A 24837-nucleotide genomic window follows, 5' to 3' on the forward strand; every position below is an offset into this window, starting at 1 on the left:
CCGCATGGCTGAGGAGGTCAAGATGACTGCAGGCGTATGGACCAAGCCCGCCCTTGGCTCGTGCGATCCCGTGTGGGAGAGGATCCGGGAAGAAGCTGCTCAACTCGCTGAGCAGGAGCCTCTGATGGGTGGCGTCGCGCATTCCGCGGTGCTGCATCATCCCAGCTTCGAATCGGCCCTCAGCTACCGTGTGGCCGAGAAACTGGCTGCGCCAGAGATGCCTGCGCTGATCCTTCGCGAGCTGGCGGAGCGGGCATACTCGGACGAGCCGGATATCGGGCGCGCGGCACGCGCGGACATTGTTGCAGTCTTCGAGCGCGATCCCGCCTGCCACAGGATGCTGCAGCCCCTCCTGTATTTCAAAGGGTTCCTCGCTGTTCAGGCCTATCGGCTGGGGCACTTCCTATGGACGAGGGAACGCAAGGATCTCGCACTCTACATCCAGATGAGAACTTCCGAGATTTTCGGCGTCGATATCCACCCGAATGCGACGATCGGGCAGGGCATCATGATCGATCATGCCCATTCCATCGTTATCGGTGAGACAGCAAAGGTCGGCGACGATGTCTCGATGTTGCACAGCGTCACGCTCGGCGGAACAGGCAAGGAAGGAGGCGACCGTCATCCAAAGATCGGCGACGGCGTCCTGATTGGCGCAGGTGCGAAGGTTCTTGGCAATATTAGCGTCGGGAGCTGCTCGAGGATCGCCGCTGGCTCGGTGGTCCTTCGGGACGTGCCACCATGCAAGACGGTTGCCGGCGTCCCTGCGAAGATCGTGGGTGAGGCAGGTTGCGATCGTCCTTCTCACCTGATGAATCAGATCGTGAGCGAGGACCCCGACGATATCGTTCCTGACTGCTGAGATCGATCTCAGTCAGGCGTCAGGCGGGGTTGCTGTTTCGTGTCGCGCTGAGCCAGGCGTTAGCGCGTCCTGCGAGCTTGTCGCGGCTACTGGATGAGAATCCCGTCTCCAAGGGAATGACGCTCCCATCGTCGAGTTCGAGCACAAGGCGAACCAGTCGCGCGTCATCGCTCCATTCCGCTTGCTGGCGGATGCGCTGCAAGCGGTCGAGTGGTGCAGTGAGAATTCGCGCCCGGTCGAGATATGCGCGCCGGCGCTCGACTTGTCTGGATTGACCGTCGAAGGTGATGCGCACAAACGGGAAGAAGCACACTGCAAACGCGACCGTTCCCACGCCAATTCCAATGAGCAGCACTCGATCGAGGACGCTCTCGGTCTGAACTCCGAATAGACCCGCCCCAAGGGTGGCGATGCCGAGGATCCAGACGAAAGCCGCGAGCACCCAGGGAAAGTGCTCGATGACGAGGCGGTCTGGTGTGTCCTCGACAATGCGCATCGGCTTCAATGTAGCACGGCCCCGAGGGTGTTGCCCCGGGGCCGTGTCATCTTGGTCTGGGGATTTCGTCAGGCGCGACGGCGCCTGCGGCCCTCGCGTCCGCCGGCCTCTCCGGCTGCGGAGGGAGCGCGGTTCGTGCGGATCCATTCTGCGCCGTTGGGATCGGTATTCATCAGGAAATTGGCGGCGCGGATCGCCTCCATCTCCTTCGACGAAACGGCCTTCGCCGCGCCGAGGCCCACGGCCTGTGAGAGCGCCGCTGGGTCGATGCCTTCCGGCACGACGATGCCAAGGGCCGCGAGTTCAGCAATCTTCTCGTCGAGCTTCTTCTGCGTGACCGCCGCCTGCACCGGATTCATGATCGCGGATGTCATGCCCGCGGTAATCGCCATCGGAAGGAAGGCATTGTTGATGCCGTGGCGGTTGGGGAGCCCGAAGGAGATATTCGATGCGCCGCAGGTCGTGTTGACGCCAAGTTCGTCACGCAGGCGCCGGACGAGGGCGAACACCTGAAGGCCCGCGGTCGCCATTGCACCAATTGGCATCACCAGCGGGTCGACCACGATGTCGTGAGCCGGGATGCCGAAATCCGCGGCCCTGTGCACGATCTTTCGTGCGACCTCGAAGCGAACATCAGGATCTTCCGAGATGCCCGTGTCATCATTCGAGATTGCCACGACTGGCACGTTGTATTTCTTCACGAGCGGCAGAACGAGTTCGAGCCTCTCCTCCTCGCCAGTCACCGAATTGAGCAGGGGGCGTCCCTGGCATGCCTCGAGCCCGGCCATGAGCGCGCCGGGAACCGAGCTGTCGATGCAAAGAGGGACATCGACGAGACCCTGGACGAGCTCGATCATCTTCCGCATCAACGGCGGCTCGGTCTCGTTGGGGTTGGGATTCGAGTTGTAGACCACGCCCGCATTGACATCGAGCACCGCCGCGCCACAGGCGACCTGCTCGAGCGCATCCTTCTCGACGGTCGAGAAATCTCCGGCCTCAAGTTCCGCCGCGAGCTTCTTGCGTCCCGTCGGATTGATCCGCTCTCCGATCACGCAGAACGGCTCCTCGAAACCGATAACGACGGTTTTCGTCTTCGATTCTAGGACGGTGCGTGTCATTTTTGAAGTGTCTCCCAAGCTCAGGCAGTAACCGCGCGCGCGGCAGGGCTGGCACCGAATTCGGCGGTCCAGTCGGTGGTCGCCTTGATCCCGCCAAGCGGGAAGAAGTGGACGTTCGTGATCGCGAAGTCCGGATGATTGGCGCGATGGAGCGCGAGTTCGGTCAGGAACTCCTCCGGAGTGAAGGGCAGAACCAGCTTGCTCAGATCAGCGGCACGGCGCTGCAGCACCCGGACTGATGGCCCGACCCCGCAGGCCATTGCGAACTTGATCATGGTCTGCAATTTCGCCGGGCCCGCGACGCCAATGTGGACGGGAAGGCCGATGCCCTCGGTCCGCAGGCGATTGGCCCAGTCGATCACTGGCGCGGCCTCGAAGCAGAACTGCGTAGCGATCGCCATGTCGGCATTCGTGCGCTCCGAGAAAGCCTGCTTCCAGCGGAGGGCCTCGGTCACCATGCGATCAGATCCGTCCGGGTCGATGTCCTTGTTGCCCTCGGGGTGGCCCGCCACGTGAAGGCGCTTGAAGCCCGCCTTGTCGAACAGTCCGGTCTCCATCAGCTGCATCGAGCTGTGGAAGTCGCCTTTCGGGGTGTCGACGCCGCCGGCCAGCAGGAGCGCCTGCTCAACCCCGGCCTCGCCCTGATAGCGCGCGATCCAGTCACCAAGGGTCGCTTTGTCAGCGATGATGCGCGCGGGGAAGTGTGGCATGACAGGGAAGCCTTCACCCGCAATGCGCTTCGCGGTCGCAACCATGTCCTCGATCGGCGTGCCATCGATATGCGCGATGTAGACGCGCGTGCCCTTGGGAAGGATCGCGCGGAAGTCCTCGATCTTCTCGGCCGTTCGCGGCATCACCTCGATCGAAAAGCCCTCGAGCATGTCGCGCAGGCCGCCACGCGCCGAGACGTCAGCGGGCTTCTTGCGCCCGAAGAAATTCAGGATCTTCGCCACTGGGCCGTTCTCCATTTCCTCAGCGCGGTGCGGACCAGCCGTCCTGCGCGATCAGTTCCTTGAGGCGGGCAGTGTCATAGTCCCGCTCGATACGCGTCGCCTCGGTCGTGGCAATCTCGTCCGGGTCACCTTCAACTTCGACAGGATCGCCACGTCTCCATTCGGCTAGGTATGCATCCGTGTCGCGCGCTCCCACCTTCATCGCGCATCGATCGATTGCCTGCTCGAAACGCTCCGGCAAAGGCCGCTTTGCAGCCTTCCTGCCCTGGCCGACGATCACCTGAGCAGGGATGTCGCGCCAATAGACGATGGTGAGTTGCGGCATTATTGTTCCCGGCCCGTAGCGGCGCTCTTCAGCACCTGATACGCGCGACGCGCGCATCAGGAAGGGTAGATTTCGACGCGATACGTCGTTTCTGCGACGTCAAGCCGTGCAAGAGCACGGCGTGTCGGAATTACATCTTGAGGTGTCGCATCCTGCGCAATACTTTGCGAGGGATTTTCCGCATCCCGGGAAAAGCCCTCGCGCTGTTGCAGCCTTGCATCGGCCCTGGCCGGACCCGACAGAGCAGCAGGCGTGCAGAGCGATGAACATCAACCGCCCGAAGGCTCGAGTCAGCTTCGAGTTCTTCCCGCCCAAGACGCCGCGGGCCGCGGTGCAGCTTTGGGAGTCGGTCGAGCGCCTCGCTCCGCTTTCCCCCAAGTTCGTGTCGGTGACCTACGGTGCAGGAGGAACTACCCGGGACCGCACGCTCGCAGCCATCCTCGCGATCCGCGAGCGGGCGCGGCTTGAGGTGGCGGGCCATATAACCTGCGTCGGTGCGACGAAGGAGGATGTGCTGAAAGTGGCGCGCGGCTACGCCAAGCTGGGCTGCCGTCGGATCGTGGCGCTTCGCGGCGATCCTCCGGCAGGTGCCGGCAAGTTCGAGCCGCATCCGAAGGGGTTTTCTGGCTCGGTCGAATTGGTCGAGGCGCTGGCCGACATGGCGCAGTTCGAGATCTGGGTAGGCGCATATCCCGAGAAGCACCCTGAGGCAGCGGATATGCGCGCCGATATCGACCATCTCAAGCGCAAGATCGATGCCGGCGCTACCGGCGCGATCACCCAATTCTTCTTCGAGAACGAGACGTTCTACCGGTTCCGCGACGCTTGCGCCGCGTCCGGGATCAACGCTCCGATCCTTCCCGGTGTCCTGCCGATCGATGATTTCGAGAAGACGGCGGGCTTCGCCGCACGCTGTGGGACCGATGTGCCGGACTGGATGCATCGCGCGTATCGCAATGCCGAGACCGAGGACGAGCATGACCTGCTTTCCGTCGCGATCGCGGTGGAGCAGTGCGATGATCTCCTCGCGAACGGCGTGGAGCATCTGCACCTTTACACCCTGAATAAGCCTGAACTTCCCTGGCAGGTCTGCAGGGCCCTGGGCATCGAGCCGCACCCCCTGCGAATGGCCGCAAGCTGCGGTTGATGCAGGGAATCCCAACGCTTTCGCTTGCTGCGAGCGGCCTCTGACAATAGAGGTTTAGGGAGGGCCTCACGTGGCGGCGAAAGGCAGGAAGTGGACAGGGGCGAGACAAGCGCAGAGCCGGAATCTGGCCCTCCCGCGGGGCGGGACGACGTTGCGGCGCGCCGGTCCCGCTGGAGTTCAGATCGCAATCGCCCGATCGCAGCACTCGACCTCGGCACGAACAACTGCCGTCTGCTGATCGCGACGCCGCGGGATGGCGGCTTCGAGGTGATCGACGCATTCAGTCGCCCGGTCAGGCTGGGCGAAGGCGTCGAGGAATCTAACGCTCTCTCGTCCGCGGCCCAGGATCGGGCGATCAAGGCGCTTCGGATCTGTGCGGCAAAGATCCGTCACCATCGTGTCGTCGCATCGAGGGCCGTCGCAACCGAGGCATGCCGGCGCGCGTCGAACGGAAAGGCGTTTGTTCGCCGGGTGATGCGCGAGACGGGCTTGCCCATGTCGATCATCTCGGCCGAGGAAGAGGCGCGCCTCGCCGTCGCCGGCTGCGCGCCGCTCATCGATCCCGAGGCCGAGCAGTTGCTGGTGTTCGACATTGGCGGCGGCTCGACCGAGTTGATCTGGGTCGACATGTCTCACACGCCTCCGTCACGCCGACAGGCGCTCATTCGTGCGCTTGCACCGCTCGATCCCGGCTCGGAATGCGACACCGCGCGGGCTGCCGCGGCACACATCACCGACTGGATCTCGGTTCCGACTGGGGTGTCGACGCTGCAGGATCGGTTCCGTCACATCGTGGATGACGCGGAGCGGTTTTCCGCAATGTCAGCGTTCTTTCGTGAGAGGCTCGCGCCGTTTCGTCCGATCTCGATGGCCCGTGGAGATGACACCCGCGGACGGCTCCAGATCGTCGGGGTGTCCGGCACCGCGACAACCTACGGGGCCCTGCACCTGGGGCTGAGGAGCTACGATCGTGCGCGGGTCGACGGCATGTGGCTGCCCGGCGAGCGAGCTGCGGCGCTGACGCAGCGTCTGATTGCGCTCGGGCCACAGGGCCGCGCGCGCCATCCGGGGATCGGGCTGAGCCGCGCTGAGCTCGTCATCTCGGGGGCCGCAATTCTCATGACGGTGCTTGACCTTTGGCCCGGAGCGCGCTTCAGGGTTGCGGACCGCGGGCTGCGAGAGGGGATGCTCTACGGCCTTCTGCGAAAGAACGGGCACTGGACGGCGCAATGAGCGATGACAAGGGGAACAAGAAGGGCGGCGAGCGCACGCTGAAGACGCGCGTCAAGACCGCGAAAGGGCGTCGCCTGAGTTCCACGTTGTGGCTCCAGCGCCAGTTGAATGACCCGTATGTTCAGCGCGCGCGGAAGGAAGGCTATCGCGGCCGCGCCGCCTACAAGCTGATCGAGATCGACGACCGGTTCCAGATCCTCCGCCCGGGAGGACGGATCGTCGATCTGGGTTGCGCACCCGGAGGTTGGTGCCAGGTTGCCGTCGCGAGGGTCAACGCGGACGGCTCGCGCGCCGGAAAGCCGAAGGGATTTGTCCTCGGGATCGACCTCCAGGAGGTCGAGCCCATAGCGGGCGCCGAGTTGATGCAGCTCGACTTTCTTTCGGACGGCGCGGATGACGCTGTGCGCGGGCGCCTGGACGGTCCGGCGGACGCCGTTCTGTCGGACATGGCGGCGGCGGCCTCGGGACACAAGCGGACCGATCACCTGAAGATCATGGCGCTGGCCGAGGCAGCGGCGGAGTTTGCATTCGAGGTGCTGGCGCCGGGTGGCGCGTTCGTCGCCAAGGTTCTGCAGGGCGGCACCGAGAACCAGCTGCTTGCGGTGCTGAAACAGCGCTTCGATAAGGTGCAGCATTTCAAGCCGCCGTCGAGCCGCAAGGACTCGTCCGAGATGTTCGTCGTGGCGACTGGCTTCCGCCCTGGCCGTGGCGTCGGAGACGACGAGCGCTCGGGCGATAACGGCGATGGACATAGCCCTCCGGACGGCGAGGGCTGGAGCCCGGTCTAAGCCGGATGTGGCACTGCGCGCGGCCTCCTGATCGCTCTTGACGACGCTTCATCCGCGCGCCATCAGGTCGCGGCCGCCGCGCTCGCGGTTTCCCGTTCGGGCCCATCATGAACGATCATCTCGACCTCAAGTCCTCGGGCGATCCCGTTGCCGATCGCCGCTACGCCTATGCTGAAATGCTGCGCGCCAATGGTGATGTCGCGGCGGCGGCGGATCTCTTTCGGCAATGTGCGGAACTCGTGCCGACCTGGGCGCCGGCCTGGGCGGCGCTGGGCGACATGGAAGCCGAAAGGGGCGACGTTGATGCCGCGCTCTCTGCCTGGCGCCGTGCCCTTGCGGTGGATGCTGAAGACCGGCTGGGCGTCGAACTCAGGCTTGCGCGCTCGGGCCTCGCGCCGGCACCCCAGCTTCCGCCCGAGGGTTGGGTGCGGGCGCTCTTTGACGACTATGCGCCGACCTTCGATCGCGCCCTGATCGAGCGTCTGGGCTATGCGATCCCCGCGGCGGTTCTCGCACTTCTCGACGAAGTCGCGCCGACGCGTCCATTGCCGCGCGTTCTCGATCTTGGCTGCGGCACCGGTCTCACGGGCGAGGCGCTAAGGCATCGCGCCGGATGGCTCGAGGGCGTCGACCTTGCTCCCGGAATGCTGTCTCAGGCGCGGGCAAAAGGGGTCTTCGACACGCTGACGGAAAGCGAGGCCGTGCGTTTCCTGCAGAACGAGGCCGAGCCATATGATCTCATCGTCGCTGGCGACATGGCGCCTTACCTTGGGCCTCTGGACGCACTCTTTGACGCGGCTGCCAAGCGGCTCTGCGAGGGCGGATTGTTCCTTCTGAGTGTCGAATCCGGCCCGGATGCCGCCCCGTCGCCGGGGTGGCGTCTGCGACCTAGCCTGCGGTATGCGCATTCGCCCGAATACCTTGACGCCGTGGCGAGCACAGTCGGATTGGCCCGGCGCGCACTGCGGCCGCTGGCGATGCGACGGGACGGGTCCCGATGGGTCGAAGGCTTCGTCGGGCTCTTCGAGCGGCCATCCCGGTCGGCGCAGTTCGCGCCGCTCCCGCCTATGGCGCTCAGCCGCCCGCGCGCGCGTGGAAGATGAAGCCGAGAAAGTTCAGGAGCACCTGCGCGGCAAGGATCTGCGTCGAGCCCGACGGATCATAATCGGGCGCAACCTCGACAAGGTCGATCCCGACGATGTCGTGCGACCTGGCAGCAGCCTGCAGGACCTCGAGCACTTCGTAGTAAAGAAATCCGCCATGGCTCGGCGTGCCCGTGCCCGGTGCGATCGACGGACAGAAGCCGTCGATATCGATGGTGACATATAGGCGCGCGCCCTTGGGGATGCGCGCCAACACGCCTTCGGTGCCAAGGCGTCGGACCTGGCGGACGGAAAGGATGTCGGCACCCATGGCGCGCGCATCCTCGTAGCCTTCCCTTGCGGTCGAACTCACATTCCGGATGCCAAGCTGGGTAAGACCCGTCACGTAGTCGCGTTCGGCCGCACGGCGCATCGGGTTGCCGTGGCCGTGCCGAACACCGTGGCGGACATCGACAAAATCGAGATGCGCATCGATCTGCAGAATGTGGATCGGACCACGGCCCTCGAACGCGCGGATGCAGGGAATGTTCACCGAGTGATCGCCTCCGATCACCACCGGCAAAGCGCCTGCGTCGAGCGCCTTGCGAACACCGAGCTCGATATTGGCGTGGCTCCTCTCGGTGTCGGTGTGAACGATATCCGCGTCGCCGAGGTCAACGATCCGAACCTCGGGGCCAAGATAGACGGCGTCGTCCTCGTGATCGTATGCGCCAGCGTGGCCGAAGCTGAACAGCGTCGATGCCTCGCGCACCGCGCGTGGGCCGAAGCGGGCCCCGGCACGAAACTGCGTGCCAAAGTCGAAAGGCGCTCCCAAGACCGTGACGTCCGCGTCGATCGCGTCCCAGTCGGCCACGTAAGGCCGCTTGCCAAAGGTCGGAATGCCCACGAAGGGAAGGTTCAGCCTGCCTGCCTCGTATCCGTGTCTGCTCATCCCGCGCCTCCCGCCATCGCTCGGAACCGGCCTCACCTTCAGGGGGACGAGGGCGGCACGCAAGAGCGATGCGCGACGCGACAGTCAGGATGCGAGCGCCTTTTCTACGTACGCGCGATCGAGTTCGAAGCCTTCATTTCGATCGCCGGGGCCGCCGATCACCGGGGCGTAGTGATGGCCCATGCGGCGGCAGACCCACCAGTATGGGCTCTTTACCTTGGTCGAGGGGAATATTTCGACCAGTCGTGCGCCCGGCGCACTGAACAGGAGGTTGGTCAGTCCGGCACCATGCACCGAAACGATCTCGCGCGCGGCGCGGAAGCGGGCGATCTGCTCGGCGTGATTGTCGTCCGTGGCGACGAAGCTCTCGAACCCGCGGCGCGTGAGCATTGCTTCCAGCTCAGCCTCGTTCCGCAGGCCGCGCAGCTTTGCGCCTCGCCGTGACAAGAATAGCTTCTCGCCGCCCTGCGTGTCCGGCGGGCCGTAATATGCAGCAAAAAGCTCGTCCATTCGCTGGACCGCTGGCTTTGGCAGTTCCGGCCACTCCCAGTGGTTGTTGCCGGGGAACGAGATGATCGCCTGTTCCGGGAGCACCAGGCTATCAGCAGGCACTTCGCGCAGGATGATGCGCGTGTCCGCGCGGGCGATGACGGCGAGCACGGCGCGCTCGACCTTTCTGACCGGAGGGCGGTGGACCAATGTGATCGGGGCATCACCGATTTCGGGACGCGAAAGCATGTCGAGCAGCCGGATGCCGTTCTCGATCAGCTGGTGGAAGTAGTTGTCCGTGTTGATCATGGACGTCACCCGGCCCTCGATTGGAATCCGTGGCCGCCCCAGCCGCGCGCTCGTCGCGTTCCAGTTCGCAAATGCGCCACGCAGCAGCACGGTGCGCCGCAGGCGTGGCAGCAGGACCGTGCCGGTAACCATGTCGATCCACGGCTGGTCGTAGACTGCGATCCGCGCGCCGGCGCGCACTCCTCCCGGGAGCGTGATCTGGGCGTCGGTGGCGTCACTGGCGAGGCACCGCGACAGGAAGTCGAGATCGGCGACGATCTCGGCCTCGGGAACCTTCGAGACCTCGTTGACAAGGACTTGGTCCGCCCCCTCGAGCATTCCGATCGAATCCGGAAACATCCCCAGTCGGTCGCCGATGCCCGGCGCGATCGCGATGATCTGACGGAGCGCCCACCACCGGATGAATCGCGTGTTGAACAGGCGTCGCACTCGCGATTTCGCGCGGGGCATGTCGCTCTACCTCTCTCCGCCGGGGCAGGTTGTTTCAATGCGGCCCGCAGGGTCCGCGCCACGCGAGGTGTGCAGAGCAGTCTTAAACGCGCGCGCGCCTCTCCGCCAGCCGGCGCCGCCAGAGCTTGCGCAATGGATAGGCCCGTTTCCCCACGTAGAAGGGAAGGGCCAGGCCGAGCAGGCTGCGCTCGACCAGGGTCCAGTCGCGGGCGTCGATCTCGGCCTTGCAGCTTGCCGCGAAATCATGCCGGATCTGCGTCAACTCCTCGGCGTTGGAGACCCGCTTGCGTGCGGCGCGGCTGACCGCACGCGGCCGGATCGTCTGATGAAACACCGTCGCGTCGTCGCCACGAACGACGTTGTCGAGGATCAGAGGGAACAGGGCGGCGTGGTCCCAGGCCCAGACATGGCGATACCCGCGTTCCACCGCATCGAGCCGCTCGAGCAGGCATTTCCTGTCCCAAAGCCCGTAAACCCAGCTCGGATGGCAGGTGAAGAGCTCCCGCAAGGTGCCGGCGATCCCCGACGACCGGCGGCGATAGCGCCAGACCTTTCGCTGTCCGCCCGCCGCCGTTCGACTTTCCACCCTCGAGACGGCAAGCCGCGTCGCGGGATCGCTTTCGAAGATCCGAACAAGTGCCTCGAGGTAGTCCGGCGCCGACGTGTCATCATGCGCACGCCACATGAAAAGCGGTGACTCTGCCCGCTCGACCAGCAATCGGAAATTCTGCATCACCGGGATCGTTTCCGGGTGGCGCAGATGCACGAAACGCGGGTCACGCGCGGCAAAATCCGCCGCGATGTCGGGCGTTTGGTCGGTCGAGCCATTGTCCGAGATGACGACGCTGAAGTCGCTGAAGCTTTGCGTCCGCAGCGACTCGAGCGCGTCGACGAGCGCGTCGCCGCCGTTGAAGACCGGAACACCGATGGCCACGCGCGTCATTTCGGATCGCCCCAAGCTCTGCCTTGCCGCTCATAGCGTGGACGAGTTGGCGCTGCCACACCACGGGTTGTCGCACGCCGCGCATCTAGATGTCAGATGTGAGCGGAAACGTCTTCCCAATCCGGTGCCAACGTGAGATAGGGACCCGCCAACACCGACATCCCCGAGGAGAATCCGGATGGAGATTCGTGAGGCGCTGACCTTCGACGATGTGCTTCTGGTCCCCGGCGCGTCCGAGGTCATGCCCGCCGAAGCTGATACTCGCACCCGCATCACCGCAGCGATCGAGTTGAACATCCCCTTGCTGTCGTCCGCCATGGACACGGTGACCGAGGCCCCGATGGCAATCGCGATGGCTCAGGCCGGAGGGATGGGTGTCATTCACCGCAACCTGGATATCGAGGCGCAGGCATCGGCAGTTCGGCAGGTCAAGCGCTTCGAGTCCGGGATCGTCTACAACCCGATCACGCTTCGGCCGGACCAGACGCTGGCCGATGCCCAGGCGCTGCAAAAGCAGTACTCGATCACGGGCTTCCCCGTGGTTGACGGCGAAGGGCGCCTCGCCGGGATCCTTACCAACCGCGACATGCGCTTTTCCGAGGACGTGAAAACGCCGGTCTCGGCCTTGATGACCGCCGAAAACCTCGCGGTCGTGCGCGAGCCCGTCGATCTCGACGAAGCGAAGCGCATGCTTCAGGCTCGGCGCATCGAGAAGCTGCTGGTCGTCAACGATCGCGGCGAATGCACCGGTCTTCTTACGGTGAAGGATATCCAGAAAGCGGTTCTGAACCCGATCGCGTGCAAGGATGCGATGGGGCGCTTGCGCGTCGCGGCCGCGTCGACCGTTGGCGATGCCGGTTTCGAGCGATCGATGGCGCTGATCGATGCGGGTGTCGATCTCATCGTGATCGATACGGCTCATGGCCATTCCGGGTCGGTCGGCCGTGCAGTCGAACGGATCAAGGCCCGGTCGAATTCGGTTCAGGTGGTTGCCGGAAACGTCGCCACCGCCGAGGCCACGCGTGCACTGATCGACGCTGGCGCCGACGCGATCAAGGTCGGCATCGGTCCGGGCTCGATCTGCACCACGCGCATCGTCGCCGGTGTGGGCGTGCCGCAGATGACGGCGGTGATGGATTGCGCCAACGAAGCCGCACGCACGGGCCAGCCCGTGATCGCGGACGGCGGCATCAAGTTCTCGGGGGATCTCGCCAAGGCAATCGCGGCCGGTGCGCACTGCGCGATGGTGGGCTCGATCCTGGCCGGCACCGACGAGGCGCCGGGCGAGATTTTCCTCTACCAGGGCCGCAGCTTCAAATCGTACCGCGGCATGGGATCTGTGGGCGCGATGGCGCGCGGCTCGGCGGATCGTTACTTTCAGAAGGAAGTGGCGAACGAAAAGCTCGTGCCCGAGGGCGTCGAGGGCCAAGTGCCTTACAAGGGGGCCGTGGGTTCCGTCCTGCATCAGCTCGTGGGCGGGCTGCGGGCAGCCATGGGTTATACCGGGCATCGGACGATCGACGCGATGCGTGGCAAGTGCCGCTTCGTCAAGATCACCAACGCGGGCCTGCGTGAGAGCCATGTCCACGACGTGATGATCACGCGCGAGAGCCCGAACTATCGCAACTCCTGAGGTACGCATCCGATGACGCCGGGTGCGCGGGTCGCGGCCGCGATCACGGTCATTGATCTCTGGCTGTCGGGGAGCGATGGGCTCGACCGCGTTCTGACTGCGTGGGGCAGGGCGAACCGCTTCGCGGGTTCCGGCGACCGTCATGCGATTGCGGATCTGGTCTATGATGCCGTGCGTCGACTGCGCTCGGCATGCTGGGTGGCGGGTGCCGATGCGCCCGGCGCGCGCGCCGCACTGATCGGATCGCTGCGGCTCGACGGTGAGGATCCATCGGCTTTCTTCACGGGCGAAGGGCATGCTCCGGCTCCGCCCGATCCAAGCGAAGGCCCGCGCGAATTGAGCGACGCGACCGAGGCGATCCGGCTCGATCTGCCCGACTGGTTGATGGAGCATCTCGCGAACGCGTCGCGCGAGGCGTTGAGCGCGCTAAGGGTTCGCGCTCCGCTGGACCTCAGGGTCAACGCCCTTCGGTCGGATGTCGCCCGGGCACGGCAGTTGCTTGCGGAGGAGGGCATCGAGACCGTGCCGGGACCGCTTGCGCCCAGCTGCCTACGCGTCACGGCCGGCGCCCGCAAGGTTGCGCGCAGCCGGGCGTATGCCGAGGGTCTGGTCGAGATCCAGGATGCCGCGAGCCAGGCCGCCGCTCTCGCCTCGCCGCCGCAGCCCGGCGAGACGGTGCTCGATTTCTGCGCCGGTGGCGGGGGCAAGACGCTCGCGCTCGGGGCCGCGATGCAGGGGCGCGGCCGGCTGATCGCCCACGACATCTCGGCCCTTCGTCTGCGGGATCTCGCTCCGCGCGCCGAGCGGGCAGGGCTGACGGTCGAGTGCCTCGGCCCCTGCGAGACCGCGAGTCTTGCGGGCGTCTGCGACCTTGTTTTTGTCGACGCGCCCTGTTCGGGCAGCGGCGCCTGGCGGCGAAACCCGGATGCGAAATGGCGCCTAACGCCGCAGCGTCTCGGGGAACTCGTGGCAACCCAGGACACGGTGCTCGATGCCGCGTCGCAAGCGGTGCGCCCCGGAGCGCGGCTGGTCTATGCGACATGCTCGATCCTGAGCGACGAGAACGGCGATCGAGTCCGGGCGTTCCTCGATCGCAACCCTGCGTTCCGGCTGGAAGGCGATCCCATCTCTCTGATGCCCGGACCGGATGCGGGCGACGGCTTCTTCGCGGCCGTCATGTCGCGTGCGATACGAGACTGAGCGACTTGCCCTTGTGGCCCGCGAGGACATCGCATGTGCGGTGGATACGCCTGAAGGCCGCGCGGATCGAACCCGGACAGCGAGAGCGGCCTCATTCAAGCGCGGAATTCGCATCCCGCGCTTCAACGGAAGGCTTGGGGCTTGGCCTCTTGTAGAATAACGTTCCATCAGTGCCACTGAACGGGAATTTCCGATGAAGCTCTTCTTGAAACCGCGGGCCGCCCTGTGCGTGGCCGGCCTCCTGGCCGTATCTGCGTGCAACTCGGCGCCCGAGCCCGCTTACATCCCGCCGCCGCCGCCGCCCAACGAAGGCCCGGTGTGGACCCCGGACACGAACGGCGATGGCACGATCGACAGTGCCGAATGGAAGGCAAGCGGGGACGCTACCCACGCCAAGCTCGATACCAATTCAGACGGCGTGGTAACCGAAGTCGAGATTGGCACTTCCTTTGACGCGCTCGATCACGACGGCGACGGCGTGCTGACAAGCAAGGAGATGTATGTCGACGAGCTCGACAAGGACCGCGACGCGCAGATCACGAGATCCGAGTGGGCGGCAGGATCGCTGCACCAGATCTTCGACTACAATCAAGACGGTCATGTCAGCCAGGAAGAATTGCAGATGCGCCGTGGCGAGCAGTTCAAGATCAATGACGAGGATGGCAACGGGCGTCTGTCCGACCTCGAAATCTCGGGCAACAACGTCAAGCTCTTCTCGTTCTGATCGCGTCGCTCGGCGGGCGAGCTTTACGGTTGATTAACCCTCGTCGGGGAACAAGTCTCGGAGGCGCCGGAGCTTCCGTGTGCGAGGGAGTGATGCCGCAGCCGTTTCGCATTCTTCGTGTCCAGCCCGAGCTCGGTGTCGCGGGGCTCGGTGTCGCGCTGATTGCGGTGCTCTGGGTCGTCGGATGGATGTACAGCGCGCATGGCGAGCCGCCGATTTTGCGTCTCGCGATCATGACCGGAGGGATCGGACTGATCACCGCGCTCGCAGGCCTCGCGATCGCAGGCCTTGCAGCACGCCCGTCCGGGCTCCCCGATGGATTGCCCGACACCGAGGAGCCCGCAGCTCTGGCTCGGGTCGGCGGGCAGGTCATCGGGGTGAACCGCGCGATGGCCAGGATCTCGTCGTCCGGCGCGCGGCGTGTCGAGGCGTTGCTGGGCGCGGCGGTCGAGACGGACGCGCGGATGATCTATCGCTTGGCGCGTGGCGCCGGGTCCATCGGTTTTGCCTTCGAGGAGGTGCGCATCCGGCGCGGCGACGCGCTTTGCTACCTCGTGGCGAGCCGTGCGGGGCCCGATGCGATCTCGTGGACGCTCGTCGCCCCCGAGCGCCTTGCGAACCTGATGCCGGCATCGATCTCCGGCCGCTACGAGGCCGCTCCCTTCTGTCACGCCGTGATCCTGCGGGGTGAACTGATCTCGACCAACCTCAGATTCCGTGCCTATTTCGGCCCCCATCCTCGGCGCGCGATCGCGGCGCTCGTGCCCGACGGTGAGCCGCGCGCCGGGCGCATCCTGTTGCCGAAAGTGGACGGAAGCTACGCCTTGATGCGCTCTTTCGTCGTCGCGCCGGATGCTCCGGCGGCTGGCGATGCGGGCGATGCCCCCGCCGACTTGTTTCTCTTCGATCTTGGGGAAGACGAGGCGCTGCACCGCCGCCCCGGTGTCGGTCTCGAGCGGATCCCTGTGGCAGTCCTGCAGCTCACGCCCGAGGGGCGTATCGTCTGGCTGAACGATGCCGCGCGCAGGATGCTCGGCAACGACGTCGAGCCGGGTGCGGACCTCGTCGCACTGATTTCCCTTCGGGGCAGGCCGCTCTCGAGCCTGATCGACGAGGCAATGCTTGGCGAGCGCCCCAGCACCGTCGAGACCGTGACACTGCGCGGAGCCGAGACGGAGACCTTCGCCCAGATCTCTCTGATCCGCGCCGATATCGATGGCGCCGAGATGTTGCTTGCGGTGCTCACCGATGCCAGCGAGCTGCGGAAACTCGAGGACAAGTTCGCCCAAAGCCAGAAGATGGAGGCGGTCGGAAAGCTGGCGGGCGGTGTCGCGCATGACTTCAACAACCTGCTTACCGCGATCAATGGCCATTGTGACCTGCTCCTGCTGGGCCGCGATGCCAGCCAGCCCGACTATGCCGACCTCATGCAGATCAAGCAGAATTCCAACCGCGCGGCGGCACTGGTGCGCCAGTTGCTGGCGTTCTCGCGGAAGCAGACGCTCAATCCCGCGCTGATCTCGCTCAAGGAGGTCGTCTCCGACACGCTCTATCTCCTGGTGCGGCTCATCGGCGACCGCGTCCACCTAGCACTCGATCACGCGCGCGACGGGGACCCCGGCAATGTCCGGGCCGATCGCCAGCAGATCGAGCAAGCCTTGATGAACCTCGTGGTCAATGCGCGAGACGCCATGCCATCGGGGGGCTCGGTCACCATCTCCACGCGATCGCGCGTCTTCACGATGGACGAGGCGCGGCAGGGAGCCCTGATCCCGCGCGGCGAGTATGTCGAGCTTGCCGTCGCCGATGAAGGCTCCGGCATCGAGGAGAGCGCGATCGGCAAGGTCTTTGACCCCTTCTTCACCACGAAGCCGCAGGGCGAGGGGACCGGGCTTGGGCTTTCAACCGTCTATGGCATCGTCAAGCAGTCGGGCGGTTTCATCTTTGCCGAGAACCGTGCCGAGGGTGGTGCCTGCTTCCGGATACTGCTTCCCAAGGCCGACGCGGTGGTCACGGCACCGCCGCCGCCGGAGACCGAGACGCGGCCAGATCTCACGGGGCAGGGCGCGATCCTGTTGGTCGAGGACGAGGCCTCGGTCCGCTCGGTCGCCGCGCGCGCGCTGACGCTGCGCGGCTACCGGGTGACAGCAGTCGATTCGGCGCGGGACGCGCTCGCACTTGTCGAGCAGGCGGATCACCAGATCGACCTCGTGGTTTCTGACGTGATGATGCCGGGGATGGATGGCCCGAGCTTCGCCGCGAAGGCGCGCGAACTTCGATCCGATCTGAAGGTGCTTTTCATCTCGGGCTATGCCGAGGAAGCTTTCCGCAAATCGCTCGACGACCCAGATTATGCATTCCTTGCCAAGCCGTTCAGCATCGCCGAGCTGACCGCGAAGGTGAAGGAGGTCCTGTCCGGGGCCGGTGACGGCAGCAGCGTGACGACGGTTTCACAAGGCTCTCTTAACAGTTCGTCAACCACTCGCCCCCTCAACTGAGACCGGCAGGGCAAAGTTTTGTTCTTTCTTTGTCCCGGTTTTTGTGTGAACATCCACAGAACATCGGGCAAATTGCGCGCCCGGGAGCGATGTGGAATAAGGGGTGCACCAGAATGGACCAGTCGATCCTCAAGCTGGACGAAAGGCGTGGCATGGACAAGCAGAAAGCTCTCGAATCCGCCTTGGCGCAGATCGAGCGGAGTTTTGGCAAGGGCTCGATCATGAAGCTCGGCCAGCAGGGCGCGGCGATGGATATCGAGGCCGTGTCGACAGGGTCGATCGGGCTCGACATCGCCCTCGGGATCGGCGGTCTGCCCAAGGGCCGGATCATCGAGATCTATGGTCCCGAGAGTTCGGGCAAGACGACCCTTGCGCTGCACACCGTGGCCGAGGAGCAGAAGAAGGGGGGGATCTGCGCCTTCGTCGATGCCGAGCACGCGCTCGATCCCGTCTACGCGCGGAAGCTGGGTGTGAATGTGGACGAACTGCTGATCTCGCAGCCGGATGCGGGCGAGCAGGCGCTCGAGATCACGGATACGCTGGTTCGCTCGGGTGCGGTCTCGATCGTCGTGGTCGACTCGGTGGCCGCGCTCACGCCGAAGGCCGAACTCGAAGGCGACATGGGCGATGCACAGGTCGGTGCCCAGGCGCGCCTCATGAGCCAGGCGATGCGCAAGCTCACCGCCTCGATCAGCCGCTCGAAATGCATGGTCATCTTCATCAACCAGATCCGCATGAAGATCGGCGTGATGTTCGGCAGCCCGGAGACCACGACGGGCGGCAACGCGCTCAAGTTCTACGCCAGCGTCCGTCTCGACATCCGCCGGATCGGCGCGATCAAGGATCGCGACGAAACCGTCGGCAACCAGACCCGGGTCAAGGTGGTCAAGAACAAGGTCGCCCCGCCGTTCCGGCAGGTCGAGTTCGACATCATGTATGGCGAGGGGATCTCGAAGACCGGCGAGCTGATCGATCTCGGCGTCAAGGCGGGCGTGGTCGAGAAGTCGGGTTCGTGGTTCTCCTACGGCGATCAGCGCATCGGACAGGGGCGCGAGAACGTCCGCCAGTTCCTCAAGGACAACCCCGACATCGCGCACGAGATCGAGGACAAGATCCGCGCGGCACATGGGCTCGATTTCGACATGTCCGCCGCAGACAGCATCGAAGACGACGTGATGGAGGCTTGAGCCGCCGGCGCCCATCGGGGCGCGGGGCTTGGGCAATGCGTGAAGTCAGGGCGCCGCGCTCGATCCGAGCGCGGCGCCCTCTCGCTTTGGCGGCACATCGCCCGGGCATTTGACACCGTAGCGGAGGGGCTGGCGGAGTTCGGTGCAATTCCCTTCGTGGCATGGACACCTGACCGGGCGCAGGATAAGTAAACGCCTCTGACAAGACCCCTCTCAGACTGGTGAAACCATGGCGTCGCTCAACGAGATCCGCTCGACCTTCCTCGACTATTTCGCGAAGCACGGGCACGCGATCGTCGCCTCTTCGCCGCTCGTCCCGCGCAATGACCCGACGCTGATGTTCACCAATGCGGGGATGGTCCAGTTCAAGAACGTCTTCACCGGCGTCGAGCATCGCGACTATGTGCGCGCGGTCACCTCGCAGAAATGCGTTCGTGCCGGCGGCAAGCACAACGATCTCGACAATGTCGGCTACACCGCGCGGCACCACACCTTCTTCGAGATGCTGGGGAACTTCTCCTTCGGCGACTACTTCAAGGAGCTTGCCATCCCGTTCGCTTGGGACCTGATCACGAAGGAGTTCGGCCTGCCGAAGGACCGGCTTCTCGTCACAATCTACCATGACGACGACGAGGCGGCGAATATCTGGAAGAAGTATGCGGGCCTTTCCGACGACCGCATCATCCGCATCGCGACGTCGGACAACTTCTGGTCGATGGGCGCGACCGGCCCCTGCGGGCCGTGCTCCGAGATATTTTACGATCACGGTCCCGACATCCCCGGTGGCCCTCCGGGCAGCCCTGACGAGGACGGCGATCGTTTCATCGAGATCTGGAACCTCGTCTTCATGCAGTTCGAGCAGTTCGAGGACGGCCAGCGCGAGAGCCTGCCGCGTCCCTCGATCGACACCGGCATGGGGCTCGAGCGCATCGGCGCCGTGCTTCAGGGCAAGCATGACAACTACGACACGGATCTCATGCGCGCGCTGATCGAGGCATCCGCGCACGCAACAGGCGTCGATCCCGACCGTCCCGACGCGCGCGTGCACCACCGCGTGATCGCTGACCATCTGCGCTCGACCTCGTTCCTGATCGCCGATGGTGTTCTGCCTTCGAACGAGGGGCGCGGTTACGTGCTGCGCCGGATCATGCGCCGCGCCATGCGGCACGCGCATCTGCTGGGCGCGGACCGGCCGGTCATGTATCGGCTGGTGCCCGAACTCGTGCGCCAGATGGGGCAGGCCTTCCCCGAGCTTGGCCGCGCCCAGTCCCTGATCACCGAGACGCTCGAGCTCGAGGAGAACCGGTTCCGCCGCACGCTCGACCGCGGCCTGGGGCTGCTCGAGGAGGAGCTCGCGCGGCTGCCCGAGGGTGCGCCGCTCCCGGGCGAGACCGCCTTCAAGCTCTACGACACCTACGGCTTTCCGCTCGATCTTACCCAGGACGCGTTGCGCGAGAAGGGTCGCGCGGTTGACACGGCCGGCTTCGACAGCGCGATGGCCGAGCAGAAGGCGAAAGCGCGCGCGGCCTGGTCGGGCTCGGGCGAGGCGGCGGAGCACGGTCTGTGGTTCGACCTGCGCGAGGAGCTCGGCGCGACGGAGTTCCTGGGCTACGACACCGAGACGGCCGAGGGCGTGGTCCGCGCGATCCTGACTTCGGGGGTCCGGCAGGGGTCGGCCAAGGCAGGCGAGGAGGTCGAGATCATTCTCAACCAGACGCCGTTCTATGCCGAGGCCGGAGGCCAGGTCGGCGACTGCGGCGAGATCCGGACCGTGACCGGCCGCGTCCTCGTGCGTGACGTGAAGAAGCGCGCTGGCGACATGTTCGTTCATTCCGGCATCGTCGAGGAAGGCGAGGTCGTGCAGGGCGAGGCGGCCGAGCTGGCCGTCGACAGCGCACGCCGCGCGGCGATCCGGGCGAACCATTCCGCCACGCACCTGCTGCACGAGGCGCTTCGCGGGGCGCTTGGTGACCACGTGGCGCAGCGTGGCAGTCTCGTCGCCCCCGATCGTCTGCGGTTCGACTTCGCGCACCCCAAGGGGATGGAGGCGGAGGAGCTTCGCCGCGTCGAGCGCGAGGTGAACGCGTACATCCGCCAGAATGGCGAGGTCACGACCCGCATCATGACCCCGGACGAGGCCGTGGAGCACGGCGCCCGCGCCCTATTTGGCGAGAAGTACGGCGACGAGGTTCGCGTCGTCTCGATGGGCATGCGCCCCGAGGGCGAGAGCGGGCCCGCCGGGCGCACCTACTCGCTCGAGCTCTGCGGCGGAACCCATGTCGGGCGCACCGGCGAGATCGGCCTATTCGTGATCACGGGCGAGGGCGCCTCGGCTGCCGGCGTGCGCCGGGTCGAGGCGCTGACGGGCGCCGCCGCGCTCGATCACCTGAGTTCTCAGGAAGAGCGTCTGGCGGAGGCGGCGCTCGCCCTGCGTGTCCGCCCCGAGGAATTGGCAGATCGCGTGAAGGCGTTGCTCGACGAGCGCCGCGCGCTCGAGGCCGAGATTGCGGCCCTCAAGAAGAAGATCGCCCTTGGTGGCGGTGGCGGCGCTCAGGGCGCCGAGGCGCGCGAGATCGCGGGCATGAAGTTTCTCGGCCAGATCCTCTCCGGGATCAGCCCCAAGGATCTCCGCGGACTGATCGACGAGCACAAGAACCGGCTCGGGTCCGGCGTCGTCGTCCTCGTCGCGGATACCGAGGGCAAGGCGGCAGTCGCCGCCGGCGTGACCGATGATCTCACCGGCCGGGTCTCGGCCGTCGATCTCGTTCGGGCGGCGGTCGAAGCCGTTGGCGGCAAGGGTGGCGGCGGCCGGCCCGACATGGCGCAGGGCGGCGGGCCTGACGGTGCGCGCGCGCAGGCCGCGCTCGAGGCGGCCGAGCGGGTTCTCGCGGGCTGACATTCCCCTTGCGAAGGTTTTTTGGGGCCCCGCGGAGACGGAACGCGGGGCCCGTTTCGTTTGACGGGCATTCAGGACTTTTAACGGAGAGATCATCATGAAACGGACCCTCCTTGCCGTGGGCGGCGTGCTTGCAATCGTCGCCGCGGTCCCGTTGGTCGCAATGGCCGAAGGTGGCAAGCGCGGCGGTCACGGCGACCGGCATGGCGGCATGATGGCCGGTGGGCATCACGGCGATCGCGGCGGGCATGGCCATAAGCACGGCGGCAAGGTGCGCATGCTCGAGATGATCGAGACCTATGACGCAGACGGCGACGGCTCGGTGTCGCAGGTCGAGATCGATACCTTCCGTGCGGACCGGCTCAAGACGTTCGACGCGGACGGTGACGGGACCCTTTCGCTGGCCGAATACGAGGCGCTCTGGCTCGACGCAATGCGCGAGCGCATGGTTGACCGCTTCCAGCGCCATGATGCTGATGGCGACGGCGCGGTGACCGTCGCGGAGTTCAGCGAGGGCAGCAAGTACATGGTCATCATGCGCGACCGCAATGATGACGGCGTGCTCAACCTCGATGATGTCGGTCGCCGCGGTGGCAAGCACGGCAAGGGCGACGGTCAGGGTGGAATGCAGAAACCCTGACGCCTGGCGCGTTTCAGTCGCAAGTGTCGTGTGGCCCCGGACCCATTCCGGGGCCATTTTACCTGGCTCGCTTTGCCGCGGCTGCGCTCGGGCGTCCGTAACGGGAAAGGGCGGCCCGCAGGCCGCCCTTCGATCCGAGCCGAGTTGATGGCGGATCTCACATGAGCATCGACATCGGGTCCTCGATGTAGCCCTTGACGGCGTCGAGGAACTGCGCGCCCAGCGCGCCGTCGATGACCCGGTGATCGACCGACAGGGTGACCGACATCACCGTCGCAACTGCGACCGCGCCATCCTTCACCACCGGCTTTTGCACTCCCGCGCCGACGGCGAGGATCGAGGCGTGCGGCGGGTTGATCACGGCATCGAAGTTGTCGATCCCGAACATGCCGAGGTTGGAGATCGCGAAAGCGCCTCCCTGGTACTCCTGCGGCGCAAGCTTGCGTTCGCGCGCCCGGGCTGCGAGGTCCTTCATCTCGGCCGAGATGGTCGAGAGCGACTTTGCCTCGGCGTCCCGGATGATGGGCGTGAACAGTCCCCCCTCGATGGCGACGGCAACCGCGACGTCCGAGGCCTTGAACTCGAGCACGCGGTCTCCCGCCCAGGCCGCGTTGCAGCCCGGCACCTGCTGGAGCGCCAGCGCGCAGGCCTTGATCACGTAGTCGTTGACCGACAGCTTGATGCCCCGCTTCTCGCCCTTGGCGTTCATCTGCCCGCGCAGTTTCAGCAGGGCGTCGAGCTCGATATCGCGGCGCAGGTAGAAATGCGGGATCGTCTGCTTGGCCTCGGTCAGCCGCGCCGCGATGGTCTTGCGCATGCCGTCGAGCGTGACTTCGGTGTAATCGCGATCGGAGTACATCTTCTTGACCGCCTCGGCCGCCGGACCCGACGGCATCGCGGCCGCCGGGGCAGGGGCCGCCTTCGGGGCGTCGGCCGCGGCGCTTGCCGCCTTGGGCGCGGCGCTGGCGCTCTCGACGTCGGCCTTCACGATCCGGCCATGCGGGCCCGATCCCTTGATCGCCGACAGATCGAGCCCCTTCTCGGCGGCGATCCGACGCGCGAGCGGCGAGGCAAAGACCCGCCCGCCATCGGCCGTCTTGGGCGCTGCCGGCGCAGGTGCCGCGGGCGCGGGTGACCCCGAGGGCGCCGAGGCGCCGTTCGAGGCCGCTTCGGCGGGCTTCGGTGCGGGTGCGGCAGCGTCGCCTCCCGATCCGCCGCCCGAGCCGATGCTCGACGCGTCCTCGCCTTCCTCCAGAAGGACGGCGATCACCGCGTTGACTTTCACGCCCTCGGTGCCTTCCTCGACCATGATCTTGCCGACGACGCCTTCGTCGACAGCCTCGACTTCCATGGTCGCTTTGTCGGTCTCGATCTCGGCGATCACGTCGCCCGAGGAGATCGTGTCACCCTCCTTGACGTTCCACTTGGCAAGCTTGCCCTCCTCCATCGTCGGCGAGAGGGCGGGCATCAGGATATCGATGGTCATGGTCGCCCCCTCAGCGATAGCAGACGGACTTGGCGGCCTCGACGACCTCGTCGGTGGTCACGAGCGCCAGTTTTTCGAGGTTCGCGGCATACGGCATCGGCACGTCCTTGCCGGTGAGGTTGATGACCGGCGCGTCGAGATAGTCGAAGGCCTCCTGCATCAGGATCGACGAGATGTGGTTTCCGATCGAGCACACCGGCCAGCCTTCCTCGACGGTGACGCAGCGGTTCGTCTTCATCACCGAGCGAAGAACCGCGCCGCGATCGAGCGGCCGCAGCGAGCGCAGGTCGATCACCTCGGCCGAGATCCCTTCCTCGGCGAGACGGTCGGCGGCCTCGAGCGTATAGGTCATGCCGATGCCGAAGCTGACGAGCGTGACATCGGTGCCCTGCCGCCAGACCTTGGCCTTGCCGATCGGCACGGTGAAGTCTTCGAGATCCGGCACGTCGAATGACTTGCCGTAGAGGATCTCGTTCTCGAGGAAGATCACCGGGTTCGGGTCGCGGATCGCGGACTTCAGCAGCCCCTTCGCGTCCGCCGCCGAGTAGGGCATGCAGACCTTGAGCCCCGGGATCTGGGCGTACCAGGCGGCATAGTCCTGGCTGTGCTGCGCGGCCACGCGCGCCGCGGCACCATTGGGGCCGCGGAACACGATGGGACAGCCCATCTGGCCGCCGGACATGTAGAGCGTCTTCGCGGCCGAGTTGATGATGTGGTCGATGGCCTGCATCGCGAAGTTGAAGGTCATGAACTCGACGATCGGGCGCAGGCCACCGAATGCGGCGCCCACGCCGATGCCGGCAAAACCATGCTCGGTGATCGGCGTGTCGATGACCCGGCGGTCGCTGAACTCGTCCAGCAGGCCTTGCGTGATCTTGTAGGCGCCCTGGTATTCCGCGACCTCTTCGCCCATCACGAACACCGCGTCGTCGCGGCGCATCTCCTCGGCCATCGCGTCGCGCAGGGCTTCACGGACCGTCTGGGTCTTCATCGTGGTGCCCTCGGGCCACTCGGCCTGCTCGGGCTCGGGGTCGGGCAGGGTGGCGGCGGGCTGGGCCGGGACGGGGGCGTCGTGCCGCACGTCCGATCCGCTGTCCGACGGCTTTTCCGCCTGCGCTGGCGCGCCGCCATTGCCCTTCGGGGCGGCGGCTGCGTCGATCGCCGAGGCGTCCTCGCCGTCCTCGAGGAGGATCGCGATCACCTCGTTGACCTTCACGCCTTCGGTCCCTTCGGCGATGACCAGCTTTCCGACGACGCCCTCGTCGACCGCCTCGACCTCCATGGTCGCCTTGTCGGTCTCAATTTCGGCGATGATGTCGCCGGACGTGATGGCGTCGCCTTCCTTCACGTTCCATTTTGCCAGCTTGCCCTCTTCCATGGTCGGCGAGAGCGCGGGCATCAGCACCTGGATCGTCATGTTCTTGTC

21 protein-coding genes are annotated in these 24837 nt (G+C 65.7%); 12 read left to right on the forward strand and 9 right to left on the reverse strand.

Features of this window, described 5'->3' with window-relative positions; translation table 11 throughout:
- Positions 1 to 22 precede the first annotated feature (22 nt).
- Complete coding sequence (gene cysE / locus H0I76_RS00705) at positions 23 to 862, forward strand: serine O-acetyltransferase (RefSeq protein WP_200605714.1); 840 nt, start codon at positions 23 to 25, stop codon at positions 860 to 862.
- A gap of 19 nt (positions 863 to 881) precedes the next feature.
- Here the strand turns inward: cysE and H0I76_RS00710 are convergent, their stop codons facing one another.
- The 4 genes from H0I76_RS00710 to H0I76_RS00725 are packed head-to-tail and all read right to left on the reverse strand — an operon-like array spanning position 882 to position 3754.
- Positions 882 to 1367: a hypothetical protein gene (locus H0I76_RS00710; protein ID WP_200605716.1), complete on the reverse strand. Its 486-nt coding sequence runs from the start codon at positions 1365 to 1367 to the stop codon at positions 882 to 884.
- Between the two features lie 59 nt (positions 1368 to 1426).
- Positions 1427 to 2476 (reverse strand): methyltetrahydrofolate cobalamin methyltransferase, encoded by a 1050-nt coding sequence (locus H0I76_RS00715; protein WP_200605718.1) that lies wholly within the window; start codon positions 2474 to 2476, stop codon positions 1427 to 1429.
- Between the two features lie 20 nt (positions 2477 to 2496).
- A complete protein-coding gene (locus tag H0I76_RS00720; protein WP_407704235.1) occupies positions 2497 to 3444 on the reverse strand; it encodes a methylenetetrahydrofolate reductase in 948 nt (315 codons plus the stop codon).
- A 4-nt stretch (positions 3445 to 3448) separates the two neighbouring features.
- Positions 3449 to 3754: a virulence factor gene (locus H0I76_RS00725; protein ID WP_200605720.1), complete on the reverse strand. Its 306-nt coding sequence runs from the start codon at positions 3752 to 3754 to the stop codon at positions 3449 to 3451.
- A 262-nt stretch (positions 3755 to 4016) separates the two neighbouring features.
- On the opposite strand from H0I76_RS00725, the gene metF reads away from it, so the two are divergent.
- From metF to H0I76_RS00745, 4 genes are all read left to right on the forward strand, one after another.
- Positions 4017 to 4901: a methylenetetrahydrofolate reductase [NAD(P)H] gene (gene metF, locus H0I76_RS00730; RefSeq protein ID WP_200607746.1), complete on the forward strand. Its 885-nt coding sequence runs from the start codon at positions 4017 to 4019 to the stop codon at positions 4899 to 4901.
- A gap of 267 nt (positions 4902 to 5168) precedes the next feature.
- Complete coding sequence (locus H0I76_RS00735) at positions 5169 to 6134, forward strand: Ppx/GppA phosphatase family protein (RefSeq protein ID WP_407704236.1); 966 nt, start codon at positions 5169 to 5171, stop codon at positions 6132 to 6134.
- Entirely contained in the window at positions 6131 to 6922 is a 792-nt protein-coding gene (locus H0I76_RS00740; protein WP_200605724.1) for an RlmE family RNA methyltransferase, read from the forward strand. Before H0I76_RS00735 ends, H0I76_RS00740 begins: the two co-directional genes overlap by 4 nt.
- A 107-nt stretch (positions 6923 to 7029) precedes the next feature.
- Entirely contained in the window at positions 7030 to 8025 is a 996-nt protein-coding gene (locus H0I76_RS00745) for a methyltransferase (protein WP_200605727.1), read from the forward strand.
- On the opposite strand, the gene speB is transcribed toward H0I76_RS00745, so the two are convergent.
- The 3 genes from speB to H0I76_RS00760 form a co-directional block, all read right to left on the reverse strand.
- Positions 7997 to 8956: an agmatinase gene (gene speB, locus H0I76_RS00750; RefSeq protein ID WP_200605732.1), complete on the reverse strand. Its 960-nt coding sequence runs from the start codon at positions 8954 to 8956 to the stop codon at positions 7997 to 7999. The two genes, H0I76_RS00745 and speB, sit on opposite strands and share 29 nt — an antisense overlap.
- An 84-nt stretch (positions 8957 to 9040) precedes the next feature.
- Complete coding sequence (locus H0I76_RS00755) at positions 9041 to 10183, reverse strand: glycosyltransferase family 61 protein (RefSeq protein ID WP_200605733.1); 1143 nt, start codon at positions 10181 to 10183, stop codon at positions 9041 to 9043.
- Between the two features lie 103 nt (positions 10184 to 10286).
- Entirely contained in the window at positions 10287 to 11147 is an 861-nt protein-coding gene (locus H0I76_RS00760; RefSeq protein WP_200605734.1) for a glycosyltransferase family 2 protein, read from the reverse strand.
- Between the two features lie 178 nt (positions 11148 to 11325).
- On the opposite strand from H0I76_RS00760, the gene guaB reads away from it, so the two are divergent.
- The 7 genes from guaB to H0I76_RS00795 all read left to right on the forward strand — a co-directional run bounded on the left by guaB (position 11326) and on the right by H0I76_RS00795 (position 21925).
- Positions 11326 to 12780 carry an IMP dehydrogenase gene (gene guaB / locus H0I76_RS00765; RefSeq protein ID WP_200605736.1) on the forward strand — a complete coding sequence of 485 codons (1455 nt, stop codon included), beginning with the start codon at positions 11326 to 11328 and terminating at the stop codon, positions 12778 to 12780.
- 12 nt (positions 12781 to 12792) lie between these two features.
- The gene (locus H0I76_RS00770; RefSeq protein WP_200605737.1) at positions 12793 to 13980 is read left to right on the forward strand and encodes an RsmB/NOP family class I SAM-dependent RNA methyltransferase; all 1188 of its coding nucleotides are present in this window, start codon (positions 12793 to 12795) and stop codon (positions 13978 to 13980) included.
- Positions 13981 to 14173: 193 nt separating this feature from the next.
- On the forward strand, positions 14174 to 14704 hold the full coding sequence (locus H0I76_RS00775; RefSeq protein ID WP_200605738.1) for an EF-hand domain-containing protein: 531 nt from the start codon (positions 14174 to 14176) through the stop codon (positions 14702 to 14704).
- Positions 14705 to 14796: 92 nt separating this feature from the next.
- Positions 14797 to 17202 (forward strand): hybrid sensor histidine kinase/response regulator, encoded by a 2406-nt coding sequence (locus tag H0I76_RS00780; protein ID WP_200605741.1) that lies wholly within the window; start codon positions 14797 to 14799, stop codon positions 17200 to 17202.
- Positions 17203 to 17315: 113 nt separating this feature from the next.
- Entirely contained in the window at positions 17316 to 18389 is a 1074-nt protein-coding gene (recA, locus tag H0I76_RS00785) for a recombinase RecA (RefSeq protein ID WP_200605747.1), read from the forward strand.
- Positions 18390 to 18618: 229 nt separating this feature from the next.
- Complete coding sequence (gene alaS / locus H0I76_RS00790) at positions 18619 to 21285, forward strand: alanine--tRNA ligase (protein WP_200605754.1); 2667 nt, start codon at positions 18619 to 18621, stop codon at positions 21283 to 21285.
- A gap of 97 nt (positions 21286 to 21382) precedes the next feature.
- A complete protein-coding gene (locus tag H0I76_RS00795) occupies positions 21383 to 21925 on the forward strand; it encodes an EF-hand domain-containing protein (protein ID WP_200605755.1) in 543 nt (180 codons plus the stop codon).
- 157 nt (positions 21926 to 22082) lie between these two features.
- Here H0I76_RS00795 and H0I76_RS00800 read toward each other — a convergent pair whose 3' ends face one another.
- Positions 22083 to 23411: a pyruvate dehydrogenase complex dihydrolipoamide acetyltransferase gene (locus H0I76_RS00800; protein ID WP_200605759.1), complete on the reverse strand. Its 1329-nt coding sequence runs from the start codon at positions 23409 to 23411 to the stop codon at positions 22083 to 22085.
- Between the two features lie 10 nt (positions 23412 to 23421).
- Positions 23422 to 24828, reverse strand: coding sequence for a pyruvate dehydrogenase complex E1 component subunit beta (locus H0I76_RS00805; RefSeq protein WP_200605761.1), 1407 nt, complete (start codon positions 24826 to 24828; stop codon positions 23422 to 23424).
- Positions 24829 to 24837: the final 9 nt, after the last annotated feature.

This window comes from Thermohalobaculum xanthum, from assembly GCF_016623495.1.
GTDB lineage: Bacteria > Pseudomonadota > Alphaproteobacteria > Rhodobacterales > Rhodobacteraceae > Thermohalobaculum > Thermohalobaculum xanthum.